Source organism: Nitrospirillum goiasense, assembly GCF_034427435.1.
In the GTDB taxonomy this organism is placed as follows: Bacteria; Pseudomonadota; Alphaproteobacteria; order Azospirillales; family Azospirillaceae; genus Nitrospirillum.
The window spans coordinates 445,931-459,455 of sequence record NZ_JAXQNP010000003.1 but is presented as its reverse complement, the minus strand read 5'-3'; the positions used below and the strand labels follow the sequence as shown (position 1 = coordinate 459,455).

The window sequence follows — 13,525 nt, the reverse complement described above, 5'->3', positions numbered from 1 at the left end:
GGATGCGGATCGTCAGGATACCGGTTCCCCCAGAAAGCGTTGGCGCAGGGCGTCCCAGGAGCGATGGCCCATCTCCGCCAGCGGTGGCAACCGGGCCGCCATCTCCGATCCGGCGTCGGTGCCGGCCAGGCTGTCACCCAGCCGCCGCGCCTCGCGGGCCAGCTTCACCAGGCCACAACTGTCGGCCATGGCCACCAAGTCGCGCGTGGCGTCGCGCAGCGCCGCCGGCGCATCCGCCGCCGCCAGATCCAGCACGGTTTCCAGGCGGCTCCGGCCACGGTTGATGATGCCATCCACCAGGACGCGGAACTCTTGGGGGGCAGGGTCCGCTCCAGCCGGGCCAGCACCCGCGGTTCCAGCAGCAGGGTGTCCTCCTCCGGTTCGGCGGGCTGGGGGGCCCGCTCCGCCAGCCAGCGCGCCACCATGCCCAGCAGGTGGTCGGTCTTGAACGGCTTGGAGACATAGTCGTCCATGCCGGCCGCCAGGTAGTCCTCCCGCATGCCGGTCATGGCGTTGGCGGTCATGGCGATGATGGGCATCAGCGGCGTGCGGTGGTCCGCGGCGCGGATGCGGCGCGTCGCCTCGATGCCATCCATGATCGGCATCTGCACATCCATCAGCACCAGGTCGAACCGGGTCTGCAGGCAGGCGCGCACGGCCTGTTCGCCGTTTTCCGCGATCTGCACCTGGTAGCCCGCCTTTTCCAGCAGCACCGACGCGATGGTCTGGTTGGTGACGTTATCCTCCGCCACCAGGATGCGCCCCTGGGCGGCCTCGGGCGGGGGAGGGGCGGTTGGCGCCGCCGCCGGCTCCGGCTCCATGAGCAGCCCGCACGCCTGGCCCAGGGCCTCCAGCAGCTGGGGCCGGCGTATGGGCTTGGGCACCACGGCGTCGAACAACTTGTCTCCGGCCGCCGCCGGTGTCTCCAGCGAACTGGCCAGCAGCAGGCGGACCCCGGCCAGCCGTGGCTCCGCCCTGATCCAGGCGGCCAGGCCGGGGCCGTCCAGGTCCGGCATGTGATGGTCGATCAGGATGACGTCGGGCAGGACGGCCCGGCTTCCCTCCGCGCAGGCCCCGGTCAGGCTTCCGTCCTGCACGGCCAGGATCCACAGCAACTGGTTGCGGGCTTGGATGCCGCCTGGCGCCTCGTCCACCGTCATGCCGCAGGTCATGAGGTGATGCACCAGGATCAGGCGGTTGACGGGGGTGTCATCCACCACCAGCGCGTGGCGGCCGCGCAGGCGATCACCCAGGGGTTGCGCCGTGCGGTTGGGTGCCACGCCCCGTTCCAGCGGCACGTCGAACCAGAAGGTGGCGCCCTCGCCGGGTGTGCTCTCCACACCGATGCTGCCATCCATCAGCTCCACCAACTGGCGGCTGATGGCCAGGCCCAGGCCGGTCCCGCCGAACCGGCGGGTGATGGAGCTGTCGGCCTGCTCGAACATCTGGAACAGCTTGCCGGCCTGGGCGGGGTCGATGCCGATGCCTGTGTCCTGCACCTTGACGCGCAGCCGCCGCGACTGTTGTGGCTGGGCGGGACCATCGCCCAGCAGGGTGATGTCCACCGATACCGCGCCCTTGGCGGTGAATTTTATGGCGTTGCCCACCAGGTTCAACAGCACCTGGCGCACCCGCGTGGGGTCGCCCCACCACATGCCGGACGCGTCGTCATGCACCAGGGCGCCGATCTCCAGCCCCTTGTCCCGCGCGCGCGGACCCAGGATGGCCAGCACGCCGTCCACCAATTCATCCAGGTTGAACTGGATGCGTTCCAGCGTGACCTTGCCGGCCTCCAGCTTGGAGATGTCGAGGATATCGTTGATGACGCCCAGCAGGGCGTCGGCGTTGTCGCGGATGATCTCGGCATAGCCGCGCTGTTGCGTCGTCAGGGGCGTGTCCAGCAGGATCTGCGCCATGCCGGTGATGCCGTTCATGGGCGTGCGGATCTCGTGGCTCATGTTGGCCAGGAAATCCGACTTGGCGGCGTTGGCCTGCTCCGCCACCTGGCGGGCCTCCTCCGCCGTCCGCCGGGCCCGGTCCAGGTCGCCGGTCAGGGTCAGCAGCCGTTCCCGCTGGGCGTTCAGCTGCCCGTTCATCACATGCACGCGCCGATACAGGCTGACCATCTCCGCCAACAGCAGCACCAGCACGACGCTGGACGCCACGGCGCCGTCGGCGCGCGCCAGGAACCAGCCCAGGGTGAAGCGCGCCAGCCCCAGCCCGTTCAACAGCGTGTCCATCGCCAGCGCGACGGTGGAGATCAACAGCCCCAGATGGCCCACCGTCCGCACCTTCGTCACCGAGGCCAGGACAGCCGGGGTGCAGAAGTTGATCAGCAGCATCACCAGGTAGACGGCCTTGACCGCCACGTCGTTGTTGTAGGTGTTGACCAGAGTGACATGCGGCAGCCAGCGGTCGATGGACATGAGCACGGCGACCATGGTCAAGGCCGCCGTCACCAATGCGCCTATCCCCACGCCCTGAACCAAGAGCCGCCGGGAGTCGACCGCGACCGGCACCGGCTCCCGCCGTTGCCCATAGGCGAAGCCCAGCACCGCCATGGGGAAGGCGGTGTGCCACGCCATGTACAACCACAGGGCTGATTGCGACAGCGCCCCATCGGGGTCCAGGGGGGCGAAGGCGCCGGGCAGCGCCGCCACCTGCAGCACGGCCATGAGGCCGGAATAGGCATAGCCGCCGACCAGCCACAGCAGGGGGCGTTGTCCCGACAGCAGGAACTGGCTGGCGATCAGGAAGGCCGTCAGCAGGTCGGTGACCAGGATGATGACGGCATAGGCGGGCAGCAGGCCGGGTATGTTGCCAACCGGCGTTTTCGCCCCCATGGCCCCGACCAGGAACAAGCCCAGCAGGGCCAGACCGACCAGGAAGGCCGCCGCATGCTGCGACGGCGTGGTGGGGGCCATGAACAGGGTGGTGGCCGGTGCCACGCCCCTGGAGCGAGGGGATGCCAGTCCCCGTCCGCCACCAGCCCCCTGAACAGCGCCAGTCATACCCGTCTTCCCCCACGGGGAACCGTCGGCTCCACCCAAAAACCGGCCCGGTTTCCACTGCCAATCATTGGCGGCCAAACAGAGGCCGTCAATCGACGACAATACTTCAAACGGATAAGGAGTGTTGATCTTTTAGCTAGGGCGTGGGGTGGCCATGGCCCTGCGCCGGATACAGGGCCAGGGGATCGGTGATCACCTCGGCGATTGTCGACAGGCCGTCCGGCGTGGCCGCCCGATAGAAGCAGGACCGGCGGCCGGTGTGGCAGGCCACGCCCACCTGGTCCACCAGCAGCAGCAGGGTGTCGCCGTCGCAATCCACCCGCAGCTCCCGCAGGTGCTGCACCTGGCCCGAGGTGTCGCCCTTGCGCCAGAAGGACTGGCGGGACCGCGACCAGTAGCAGGCGCGGCCGGTGGTCAGGCTCTCCGCCACGGATTGGGCGTTCATCCAGGCCATCATCAGCACCTCGCCCGTGTCATGCTGCTGGGCGATGGCCGGCACCAGGCCGTTGGCGTCGAAGCGGATGGCGGCCACCGTCGCCTCGACCACCGATGGGGGCAGGGGCCCCGGGGGTAGGGGATAGCTGATCGCTGTGGTCATGCGGCGGCTCCCGTCATGCGGTTCAGTCCACGCTCCAGGTCGCGGATCAGGTCGTCGGCATCCTCCAGCCCGGCATGCAGGCGGATCAGCGTGCCGGTGCCGGTCCACGGCGTGGCCGTGCGGATCTTGCGCGGGTCGGTCGGCAAGATCAGGGACTCGAAGCCGCCCCAGCTGAAGCCGATGCCGAAGTGGGACATGCCGTCCACCAGGGCGGCCACGGCGGCGCGCGGCTGCTTTTTCAGTTCCACCGTGAACAGCCCGCTGGACCCGGTGAAATCCCGGCGCCAGATGTCATGGCCGGGGCAGTCGGGGAAGGCGGGATGCAGCACGCGCTGCACCTCCTCCCGCCCTTTCAGCCAGCGGGCGATGGCCAGCGCCGTCTCCTGGTGGCGGGCCATGCGGGCGGCCAGGGTGCGCATGCCGCGCATGGCCAGATACAGGTCGTCGCCGCCCACGTTCTGGCCCAGTTGCAGGGCGGTGTGCTTCACCCGCTGCCACGCCTCGCGCGTGCCGACGATGACGCCGACCGTGGCATCGGCATGGCCCACGAAATACTTGGTGGCGGCGTGGATGACGACGTCGGCGCCCAAGGCCAGCGGCTTGCTGCAAATGCCCGCGGACCAGGTGCTGTCCACCAGCACGGCCACGCCCCGGTCATGGGCGGCCCGGGATATGGCCGGGATGTCCTGCACCTCGAAGGTGAGGGATCCGGGGGATTCCAGCAGGATGGCCGTGGTTTCGGGACGCAGCTTGTGCGCGATGTCGGCGCCGATCAGCGGATCGACATACTCCACGACCACGCCCAGGCGCGTCAGCACCGTATCGCAGAAATCCCGCGACGGGCCGTAAACGGTGTCGGCCACCAGCAGGTGGCCCCCGGCCTTGGCATAGGCCAGCAGGGCGGTGGTGACGGCGGCCAGGCCGGAACTGGCCACCACGGCGCGGTGCCCACCCTCCAGCGCCGCCACCGCGTCCTCGAAGGCCAGGCTGCTGGGGGTGGAGCGGCGGCCATAGCGCGGGGCGCGATGCTCGGGATCGTGCCCCTCCAGCTCATCCAGGCAGGAGAACAGGATGGTGGACGCGCGATAGGGCGGCACGTTGACCACGCCGTAATTGTCCAGCGGGTTGCGGCCGGCATGGACCAGCAGGGTGGCGGGGCTTGTCGTGTCGCCGGATTTCTTTGTGTCGCTGGACATGGAGGCCAAGTCATAAACGGAAAGGGGACGGCCATCTTGGCACTGCCCCCGGGTCGCAGGGAAGCGGCCGCGCCGCCGCGCCCCGTCATGCCTCCGTTGCGTTACAGCCCGTACAGATAATCCACGGTCAGGTGGGCCAGGGTGCGGGCGCCCACGATCAGGCCGGACTCGTCTACGAAGAACTTGGGCGAGTGGTTGGAGGCGGCCTTGGACAGGTCGGTGTCCGGCGGGGTGATGCCCACGAACAGGTACACGCCCGGCACCTGCTGTTCATAGAAGGAGAAGTCTTCCGACGGGGTGACCTTGTCGATCAGCTTCACATGGTCCTTGCCTGCCACCCGCTGCAGGGTGGGGACGATCTTGGCCGTCAGTTCCGGGTTGTTGATAGTGACGGGATAGCCCTTGATGACGTCCACGTCGGCGGTGGCGCCGGCGGACTCGGCGATGCCGGCCACGGTGCGCCGCAGGCGCTTGTCGATGTCGGCACGCATGCCTTCGTCAAAGGTGCGGATGGTGCCGTTCAGGGTGACCGTGTCGGGAATGATGTTGTTGCGGTTGCCGCCGTGGATGCTGCCGACGCTCAGGATCGACGGCTCCTTGATCACTTCCATCTGCCGGCTTTCGATGGTTTGCAGGCCCAGCACGATCTGCGAGGCGGTGACGATGGGGTCGACGCCGGTCCAGGGCAGGGCGCCATGGCTCTGCCGGCCATGAACGGTGATGATGAACTCATCCGCCGCCGCCATGAAGGGGCCGGGGCGGTAGCCCACGTCGCCGGCATGCAGGGTGGAGATGACGTGCACGCCGAACACGGCGTCCGGCTTGGGGTTCTCGAACGCGCCTTCCTTCAGCATCTGTTCCGCGCCGCCGACCTCGCCCTTGGCCAGGCCCTCCTCCGCCGGCTGGAAGATGAACTTCACCGTGCCGGGCAGTTGGTCCTTCATGCCGGCCAGCACCTCGGCCACGCCCATCAGCATGGCGACGTGGGTGTCGTGGCCGCAGGCGTGCATCACGCCCACCTCATGCCCCTCGTATTGAGTCTTCACCTTGGAGGCGAAGGGAAGGTCCACCTGCTCCGTCACCGGCAGGGCGTCCATGTCCGCGCGCAGCGCCACCACCGGGCCAGGCTTGCCGCCCTTCAGCACGGCGACCACGCCGGTCTTGGCCACGCCGGTGCGCACCTCCAGCCCCAGGCTTTTCAGGTGCTTGGCCACCAGGGCCGCCGTGCGCGTCTCCTGGTTGCCCAGTTCGGGGTGCTCATGGATGTCACGGCGCCAGGCGATGATCTTGGGCTGTTCCACCGCCGCGCGGGTGTCCACCGTGGCCTGCGCCTGTTCCCGGTCGCCCGCCCAGGCCGCTGTTCCGGACGCCAGCAAGGCCCCCACGCCCGCGCCCAAGGCCAACGTCCAGCCGAAATGCCGTTTGCCCATCTGTCATCGCCCCCTTGTTGTTTGCCGCCATCACGTTGGAATGGCTCTGCCTTCTCGGGGGAAGGGTACCCGGATGCCCCCTCCCGGCCAGCCCGTGGCATTGGCGTGACAACGCATGGCAGCTATGCGGCTGGCTTATTGACGGTGGCGGCCTCTCCCATTTGAACCGGCGGCCCTATTGCCTTGGCGCCGGCGCCTTTACCCTCCGCGCCGTTGATCCTGCGCCCGCCTCAGGCGCAGCGTTATTGGGGAAGATGCGATCATAAATATGCTTGGCGGCCCCATCGAGGGGGGCGGGTGGCGCCGCCCGTTCTTGAAGGAGACGACCCATGACGCTTAAACCCCGTTTTGGCAAAACCCGCTTTGGCGCCTGCGCCTTTTCCGCCGCCCTTACCCTTGCCATGGCCGGTGCTGCCCCCGCGGCGGACGTGGGTGCCAGATCCTCCGGCGCTTGCGGTTCCGCCCCCGTGTTGTCCCTGAAGCGGCTGGACGCGCCGCCCGCCGCCATCGACGGCGACGCTTTCGTCGCCCAGGTCAACCACTACGCCGCCAAGGCCAAGGCGCGTGGCGCCTGCTTGGCCCAGGTCGCCGCCAATGGCGATGCCGCCGCGCGGACCAACAGCCCGGCCATGGCTCCCCCGCCCTCCGGCGACTGAGCCCAAGACCTGTCCAACACGCCCCTTACGAAGGCGGCCGGGAAACCGGCCGCCTTCGGCGCGTTTGGCGCATGGTCTGAATGTGGAAATTGCATGGCGGAAGGTCGGAAGCACAATCGTCTTTTTCGACAACATGTTGCGGCCACGCCCGTCATCGTTGATAGCGTTATCACGGTGGGGCGCGATGGTTGACGGCCCAACCTGGCGGCAGTAACTTTGCCGCAACGCACAATAAATATGTGCGTATGCGAAATCGCTGTTTCGCCAATCAATCCGCGGGGGAGGGCGCGACCGTCAAGGGCACCACCTTTCGCCATCGGAGATGATTATGGCTTCTGTTTCCCGCGTTTTCGCCGCCCTGATCCTGGGCGGCCTGGTCACCGCCGCGGCGCCCGCCATGGCGCAGTCGCTGGGTGTCGAGCGCGCCTGCGGCAAGCCCCCCGTCGCCCCGGTCAACCACCTGTCCGCCACGGCCACCCCGGCCGATGTCAGCGCCGCCACGGCTGAGGTTCGCGCCTATGGCAAGGCCGCCCAGGCCCGTCTGGCCTGCCTGGACAATCTCAGCGCCAACAGTGTCATCGCCTGGACGCCCGATGGCCGCGCCGCCATTGCCAGCAGCTATGACCGCACCATCCGCGACCTGAAGGTCGTGGCCCGCGACTTCGCCACCCTGCCGGCGGAGCAGGTGGCCGACACCGCCCACTAAGGGCTCACCCCTTACGCTGACGGGGGTTCCGCCGTCGGGGGAACCGCTGTGGGTTGAACCGCCGCCGCATCGGCTTTCCGATCCGTGGCGATGCCTTGTCCGTGCCGGGGCGGCGGGATCATTTCCGCCGTGCGCGCATGCAGGTCCGTCAGGTCCTGGGTCAGTTGCTCCAGGGCGAAAGACAGGGTGTAAATCTGCCCCGTGACGCCACGGGGCAACTCCCTCAGCACGCCCTCCGCCCGCAGCGTCTGCACCGTATCCAGGTAGGCGCGGGCCGCCGCCTGCACGGGTTCGATATCGGGCGCCTGGGTTGGGGACGCCTGGCCTTGCGCGCGCAGGGCGGTGGCGGCATGGCGCAGGAACAGCACCCCTTGGCGCCGTAGATCCCCCTGGGGGCCCTCCAGCCGCCGGGCCGCCGCCCCGTCGGACGCGGCGCGGTCGGCGGTGGCGCGGCCGACCATCACCAGGTCATGACGCACCCGGGTCAGGGTGCGGACCAGGGGGGCCGGGTCGCGTTGGTCGCCCAGCCAGGTACGGCGCTCGCGCTGTGCCTCCTCCACCGCCGTGTCCAGGGGACGCAGGGCCGCCCAGAGCTGCGCATGGCGCTTGGACAGGCCCTGGCGAACCTCGTCCGGCAGCGCCGGATCCAGCAGCGCGTCCAGCATGTCGGCGCACAGGTCGGCGACCCGCGCGGCGGTGGTCAGCACCGTCCCGTAGGCCCGCGAGGGCAGCACGAACAGGGCGACGGCCAGGCCGACGATGTTGCCGATCACGATTTCGAACACCCGGTCCATCGCCAGCGCCAGGGACGATTCCGTGCTGCTGGCGGAGGTCAGCAGCACGATGGTCGCGGTGACGGGGGCCAGCTTGAACACCGGGTGGCGTGCCGCCAGCCAGGCCAGCGGCGCCAGCGCCACGGCCAGCGTCAGGCACAGGTGAAGCGGGGAATCGCGCAGCCCGACGGAGGCGACCAGGGCGCCCCAGGCCGCCCCTGCCAAGGTGCCGGCGAAGCGATCCAGCGCCGCCTTCAGCGAGCCGCCGATGCTGGTCTGCATGACCATGATGGCGGTGATCACCGCCCAATAGCTCTGGGGCAGGTTGACCAGGCGCGCCATGGCCAACGCCGCCACGCCGGCGACCGTGACCCGGAACGCCAGACGCAGTTCCGGCGCGCGTAAGGTCGCCATCACCGTCATGAACGGGAGACCGGGGGACGAGGGGCCAGGGGGCGAAAGGCGATAGGGGGGCGTGCCGGCGTGGCGGTTGACGGCGTCGGGGTGTCCGCCGGGGGCGCAGATGCGCTGGGCGGCTGGGCCAGCGGAATGTGGGGCCCGGCGGTGGGGGGCAGGGCGCCGGTCCACCGGGGGTCGTCGACGAATTTGCGCTCCTGCCGCAGGCGGCGGAAGCCGGTGCGCAAGTACAGGGGCAGGGCCGCCGGATGGTCGAAACTGCAGGTGTTGATGGTCAGGCGGCGAACGCGAGGCCGTTGCCACACCTGATGAACCGCCCAGTCCAGCAGCCAGGAACCCAGGCCCCTGCCGATGGCCCAGGGCATCAGGCCCAGATAGTCGATGGCCACCGTGCCGTCGGCCGGCAGCAGGCGCCAGTCCAACTCCACAAAACCGGCGGGCATGCCGTCGACATGGATCACGTGCACCTCCACCTGCGGGTCGGCCAGCATGCGGGACAACTCATCCTGGTCCATGCTGCGCCGCAACGACCACAGCCATCGTTCGCCGATCGTATCGTACAGGAAACGATAATAGGCCAACGTGCAGTTCCGGGCCAAGACCGGACCCTGCGCGATATCGGGGGCGGGGCGGGGCGGTGTCTCCGGCGGCTTGGCCATTTCCATGAAGGTGATCACGACTGGCAGCTTGCCGGGCGGCACCCCGCCCATCTCCCCGATCTCCATTTTCGCTCAGCCCCGTAGCGGTTTCCGATACGGGGTGTAACGACAGGGTTTCCATCAACCCTGCGCCGCTGACGTGCGGCATATCGCGGCAGTTCAGGGACGCCGGGCCAAGGGTATTTGGGGGGCGGCCGACAGGGGCAGCAAGCCGGTCAGGCGCGGATCGTCCACCAGCTTGTCCTCGGTGCGGATGGGGCGGAAGCCCACGCGCCGGTACAGGCCCAGCGCCGAGGGGTGGTCGAAGGTGCAGGTGTTGACCGTCAGCCGCCGTACCCCCGGCTTGACCCAGGCGCGGCGGACACCCCAGTCCAGCAGCCAGGGCCCGATGCCCCGGCCAATGGCCCAGGGCATAAGGCCGAAATAGGCCACGTCCATCGTGCCGTCGGTCGCCAGCTTGTCCGCGTCCAGCTCGATATACCCGGCGGGCACGCCCTGGATGGAGACGACATGCACCTCCACCGCCGGGTCGGCCAGGATTTCGGCCAAGCGTTCCGGCGCCATGCGGCGGCGATATTCCCACAGCCAGGGCTCCCCCACCGTGTCGTAGAGGAAGCGGTAATAAGCCGGTGGGCAGTTGACGGCGTGCGCCGGCCCGTCCACGCCAGCGGGCCGCGTACCCGCCGGCCCGGCGGGTGGCTCCGCCATTTCCAGATAGGTGATGGTGACGGGCAGCTTGCCCGCCGGCACGCCGGCTTCCCGTTCCATGCGCGGCCTCAGGCGGGGCCGGTGGCGACGGGCAGATCCGCGCGCCCGCCCCATTCCGTCCAGGACCCGTCGTAGAGGGCGACGTCCGGTTGCCCGATCTCATAAAGCGCCAGCGCCAGGATGGCGGCGGTCAGGCCGCTGCCGCAGCTGGTGACCAGCGGGCGATTGACGTCCACGCCGGCATCCTGGAAGCGGGCGGCCAGCTCATCCGCCGGCTTCAGGCGGCCGCCGGCGATCAGTTCATTGAAGGGGACGTTGCGGCTGCCCGGGATGTGGCCGCCGCGCAGGCCGGCGCGCGGCTCCGGCGCCGTCGCCTCGAACCGGCCTTGCGAGCGGGCGTCCACCACCTGCTCCACCTTGCGGTCGATGTTGGCCAGCACGGCATCGGCGTTGCGCACCAGGGCGGGGTTCAGGTGCGCGGCGATCGGCTCCCCCGCCGGCTTCGGCGTGGCGGGGCCGGCCTCCACCGGCCGCCCCTCCGCCAACCATTTGGGCAGGCCGCCGTCCAGGACATAGACCTTGTCATGGCCGAACACGCGGAAGGTCCACCACACCCGGGCGGCGCTGAACAGGTCATAGACGTCGTAGACGATGACGGTGCTGTCGCGGCCGATCCCCAGGTCCGTCACCGCTTGGGCGAATGTTTCCGCCGTGGGCAGCATGTGGGGCAGGGGGATGGTCTTGTCGGCGATGCCGTCAATGTCGAAGAAGACGGCGCCGGGGATATGCTGGGCCGCGAACTCGCCCTTGGCCTCACGCGGCACGGCGGGCATGTGATAGCTGGCGTCGACGACGCGGATGTCCGCGTCATTCAGGTGCTGGGCCAGCCAGTCGGTGGTGACGAGCGCGCTCTGGGTCACGGGGCCAGGCCTCCTTTTGTTACAGCCAACCGGGAACGGGCAGGTTCCGTTCCTTCAGGAAGTCGGGGTTGAACAGCTTGGACTGATAGCGGGTGCCGAAGTCGCACAGGATGGTCACCACTGTATGGCCGGGGCCCAGGTCGCGGGCCACGCGGATGGCGGCGGCGACGTTGATCCCGCTGGATCCGCCCAGCACCAGGCCCTGGGTCTTCACCAGGTCGAAGATCAGGGGCAGGGCTTCCTCATCGGGGATCTGCACCGCGTCGTCAATGGGCGCGTCCGCCAGGTTGGCGGTGACGCGGGCCTGGCCGATGCCCTCGGTGATGGAGGTGCCGGTGGACACCAGGTCCCCGGTCTTCTTCCAGTTGTAGAGGGCGCTGCCCATGGGGTCGGCCATGACGATGCGGACGTTGGGGTTGCGGTCCTTCAGCGCCAGCGCCACGCCGGCCAGGGTGCCGCCGGTGCCCACGGCGCAGGTGAAGGCGTCGACCTTACCGTCCGTCTGCTCCCAAATCTCCACGCCGGTGGTGGCGCGATGGCCCTCGCGGTTGGCCAGGTTGTCGAACTGGTTGGCCCAGATGGCGCCGTTGGGTTCCGTCGCGGCCAGCTCCTCCGCGATGCGGCGGCTGACATGGACGTAGTTGCCCGGGTCCTTGTACGGCACCGCCGGCACCAGGCGCAGGTCGGCGCCGATCAGGCGCAGCATGTCCTTCTTTTCCTGGCTCTGCGTCTCGGGCATGACGATCACGGTCTTGAAGCCCCAGGCGTTGCCCACCAGCGCCAGGCCGATGCCGGTGTTGCCGGCCGTCCCTTCCACGATGGTGCCGCCCGGCTTCAGCGCGCCGCGCTGGATGGCGTCCTGGATGATGGCCAGGGCCGCGCGATCCTTGACCGAGCCGCCGGGGTTCAGGAACTCCGCCTTGCCCAGGATGTCACAGCCTGTCGCCTTGGAGGCCGCTTCCAGCCGGATCAGGGGGGTGTGGCCGATCGTTCCGATAAAACCGTCACGTATGTCCAAGGCTGTCTTCCATATCACCAGGGGTCGGGGCGCCGCCCCAGCGGGCCGCGATGGCCCGCGGGGGGAAAACCAAAGACTAGTGAGCCTGGGCCCGCCCTTCAAGCGCGGCCCCCGCATATTGGCGTTGAATGGAACGGAAATCACACAGCCTGCGCTGCTAAACCGTCCACGCCTTCCTGCCCGCCACCCCTGGGATCAACCGGGGGATGTCCTTGTAAACCGCCAATGTTAGCGGTAACGTGCCGCCATAAAGCCAAGCATAAGAATATCGGGAGGATCAATGCGTCGCTTGCTCGGTCTCACCTTGCCCGCCTTCGGTGTGCTGTGTGCCGCCCCCTTCGCCCTGGCCCAGGACAAGCCGGCCGATGCCGCGGCCCAATCGGCCGTCCAGAATCCGGTGACCCAGAATCCAGTCGCCCTGAACGGCAAGCATTTCCTGTCCCAGCCCCTGGTGACGGAGATTTTCACGGCCGATCCCTCGGCGCATGTCTTCGATGGCAAGATCTACGTCTACCCCAGCCACGACATCGATGCCGGCATCCCCGACGACGATCTGGGCAGCCAGTACGCCATGCGCGATTACCGCGTCCTGTCCATGGACCGGATCGGCGGGCCGGTGACCATCGGCGGCGTGGCGCTGTCGGTGGAGCAGGTGCCCTGGGCCAAGGAATTCATGTGGGCGCCCGACGCGGCCTACAAGAACGGCACCTATTACCTCTACTTCCCCGCCAAGGATAAGCAGGGGGTGTTCCACATCGGCGTCGCTACCGGCGACAAGCCCATGGGCCCCTTCAAGGCGGAGCCGACGCCCATTCCCGGCAGCTTCTCCATCGATCCCGCCGTGTTCACCGACGCCGATGGCAGCTGCTACCTGTATTTCGGCGGCATCTGGGGCGGCCAGCTGCAGAAGTGGGCCACGGGCCATTACGACGCCGCCATCGGCGACACCGACCTGAAGCAGGATGACAAGCCGGCGCTTGCGCCCAAGGTCGCCAAGCTGTCCCCCGACATGAAGACCTTCGCGGAAAAACCGCGCGATGTCGTCATCCTGGGGAGGACGGCAAGCCCCTGCTGGGCGGCGATCATGAGCGGCGCTTCTTCGAGGCGTCGTGGATGTACAAGCGCGGCGGCACCTACTACTTCACCTATTCCACCGGCGACACCCACTTCCTGGCCTACGCCACCGGCGACAACCCCTATGGCCCGTTCAAGTACCGGGGCCATTTCCTGCTGCCGGTGCAGGGCTGGACCACCCATCATTCCATCGTGGATTGGGGCGGCAAGACCTGGCTGTTCTACGCCGACAACCAGCTGAGCGGCAAAAACCACCTGCGCAACGTCAAGGTGACGGAGATGCACTTCAACGCCGACGGCACCATCCAGCCCATCGATCCGTTTGTGCCGTGATGGGGCGGGGAGGGCGGAGGTCGTCC

General features: G+C 68.6%; 13 protein-coding genes and 1 pseudogene. 4 read left to right on the top strand and 10 right to left on the bottom strand.

The annotated features are described in order from the left end of the window. Positions 1 to 12: 12 nt before the first annotated feature. The 5 genes from ULB03_RS16415 to ULB03_RS16395 all read right to left on the bottom strand — a co-directional run bounded on the left by ULB03_RS16415 (position 13) and on the right by ULB03_RS16395 (position 6,235). Positions 13 to 189 carry a hypothetical protein gene (locus ULB03_RS16415; protein WP_322484209.1) on the bottom strand — a complete coding sequence of 59 codons (177 nt, stop codon included), beginning with the start codon at positions 187 to 189 and terminating at the stop codon, positions 13 to 15. Then, a complete protein-coding gene (locus tag ULB03_RS16410; protein ID WP_322484208.1) occupies positions 165 to 3,011 on the bottom strand; it encodes a response regulator in 2,847 nt (948 codons plus the stop codon). The genes ULB03_RS16415 and ULB03_RS16410 overlap by 25 nt, the downstream gene beginning before the upstream one ends. Before the next feature lie 136 nt (positions 3,012 to 3,147). Then, positions 3,148 to 3,609, bottom strand: a complete 462-nt coding sequence (gene hisI / locus ULB03_RS16405) for a phosphoribosyl-AMP cyclohydrolase (protein WP_322484207.1) — start codon at positions 3,607 to 3,609, stop codon at positions 3,148 to 3,150. Further along, a complete protein-coding gene (gene metC, locus ULB03_RS16400; RefSeq protein ID WP_322484206.1) occupies positions 3,606 to 4,805 on the bottom strand; it encodes a cystathionine beta-lyase in 1,200 nt (399 codons plus the stop codon). The genes hisI and metC overlap by 4 nt, the downstream gene beginning before the upstream one ends. A 101-nt stretch (positions 4,806 to 4,906) precedes the next feature. Further along, positions 4,907 to 6,235 (bottom strand): amidohydrolase, encoded by a 1,329-nt coding sequence (locus ULB03_RS16395; RefSeq protein WP_322484205.1) that lies wholly within the window; start codon positions 6,233 to 6,235, stop codon positions 4,907 to 4,909. Between the two features lie 329 nt (positions 6,236 to 6,564). Here ULB03_RS16395 and ULB03_RS16390 point away from each other — a divergent pair, with 329 nt between their 5' ends. Continuing rightward, positions 6,565 to 6,891, top strand: a complete 327-nt coding sequence (locus ULB03_RS16390) for a hypothetical protein (protein WP_322484204.1) — start codon at positions 6,565 to 6,567, stop codon at positions 6,889 to 6,891. Between the two features lie 328 nt (positions 6,892 to 7,219). After that, a complete protein-coding gene (locus ULB03_RS16385; protein ID WP_322484203.1) occupies positions 7,220 to 7,597 on the top strand; it encodes a hypothetical protein in 378 nt (125 codons plus the stop codon). 11 nt (positions 7,598 to 7,608) lie between these two features. Here ULB03_RS16385 and ULB03_RS16380 read toward each other — a convergent pair whose 3' ends face one another. The 5 genes from ULB03_RS16380 to ULB03_RS16360 all read right to left on the bottom strand — a co-directional run bounded on the left by ULB03_RS16380 (position 7,609) and on the right by ULB03_RS16360 (position 12,092). Next, the gene (locus ULB03_RS16380) at positions 7,609 to 8,784 is read right to left on the bottom strand and encodes an FUSC family protein (protein ID WP_322484202.1); all 1,176 of its coding nucleotides are present in this window, start codon (positions 8,782 to 8,784) and stop codon (positions 7,609 to 7,611) included. A 5-nt stretch (positions 8,785 to 8,789) separates the two neighbouring features. Beyond that, entirely contained in the window at positions 8,790 to 9,512 is a 723-nt protein-coding gene (locus tag ULB03_RS16375) for a GNAT family N-acetyltransferase (RefSeq protein ID WP_322484201.1), read from the bottom strand. A gap of 93 nt (positions 9,513 to 9,605) precedes the next feature. Next, a complete protein-coding gene (locus tag ULB03_RS16370) occupies positions 9,606 to 10,214 on the bottom strand; it encodes a GNAT family N-acetyltransferase (protein WP_322484200.1) in 609 nt (202 codons plus the stop codon). Positions 10,215 to 10,222: 8 nt separating this feature from the next. Beyond that, positions 10,223 to 11,074 carry a 3-mercaptopyruvate sulfurtransferase gene (gene sseA / locus ULB03_RS16365; RefSeq protein WP_322484199.1) on the bottom strand — a complete coding sequence of 284 codons (852 nt, stop codon included), beginning with the start codon at positions 11,072 to 11,074 and terminating at the stop codon, positions 10,223 to 10,225. 19 nt (positions 11,075 to 11,093) lie between these two features. Next, a complete protein-coding gene (locus ULB03_RS16360; RefSeq protein WP_322484198.1) occupies positions 11,094 to 12,092 on the bottom strand; it encodes a cysteine synthase A in 999 nt (332 codons plus the stop codon). 280 nt (positions 12,093 to 12,372) lie between these two features. Here ULB03_RS16360 and ULB03_RS16355 point away from each other — a divergent pair. Together ULB03_RS16355 and ULB03_RS16350 are read left to right on the top strand one after the other, a co-directional pair. Further along, positions 12,373 to 12,990, top strand: a pseudogene (locus tag ULB03_RS16355) (family 43 glycosylhydrolase); the annotation flags it as partial. 215 nt (positions 12,991 to 13,205) lie between these two features. Next, a complete protein-coding gene (locus ULB03_RS16350; protein WP_322484197.1) occupies positions 13,206 to 13,499 on the top strand; it encodes a glycoside hydrolase family protein in 294 nt (97 codons plus the stop codon). Positions 13,500 to 13,525: the final 26 nt, after the last annotated feature.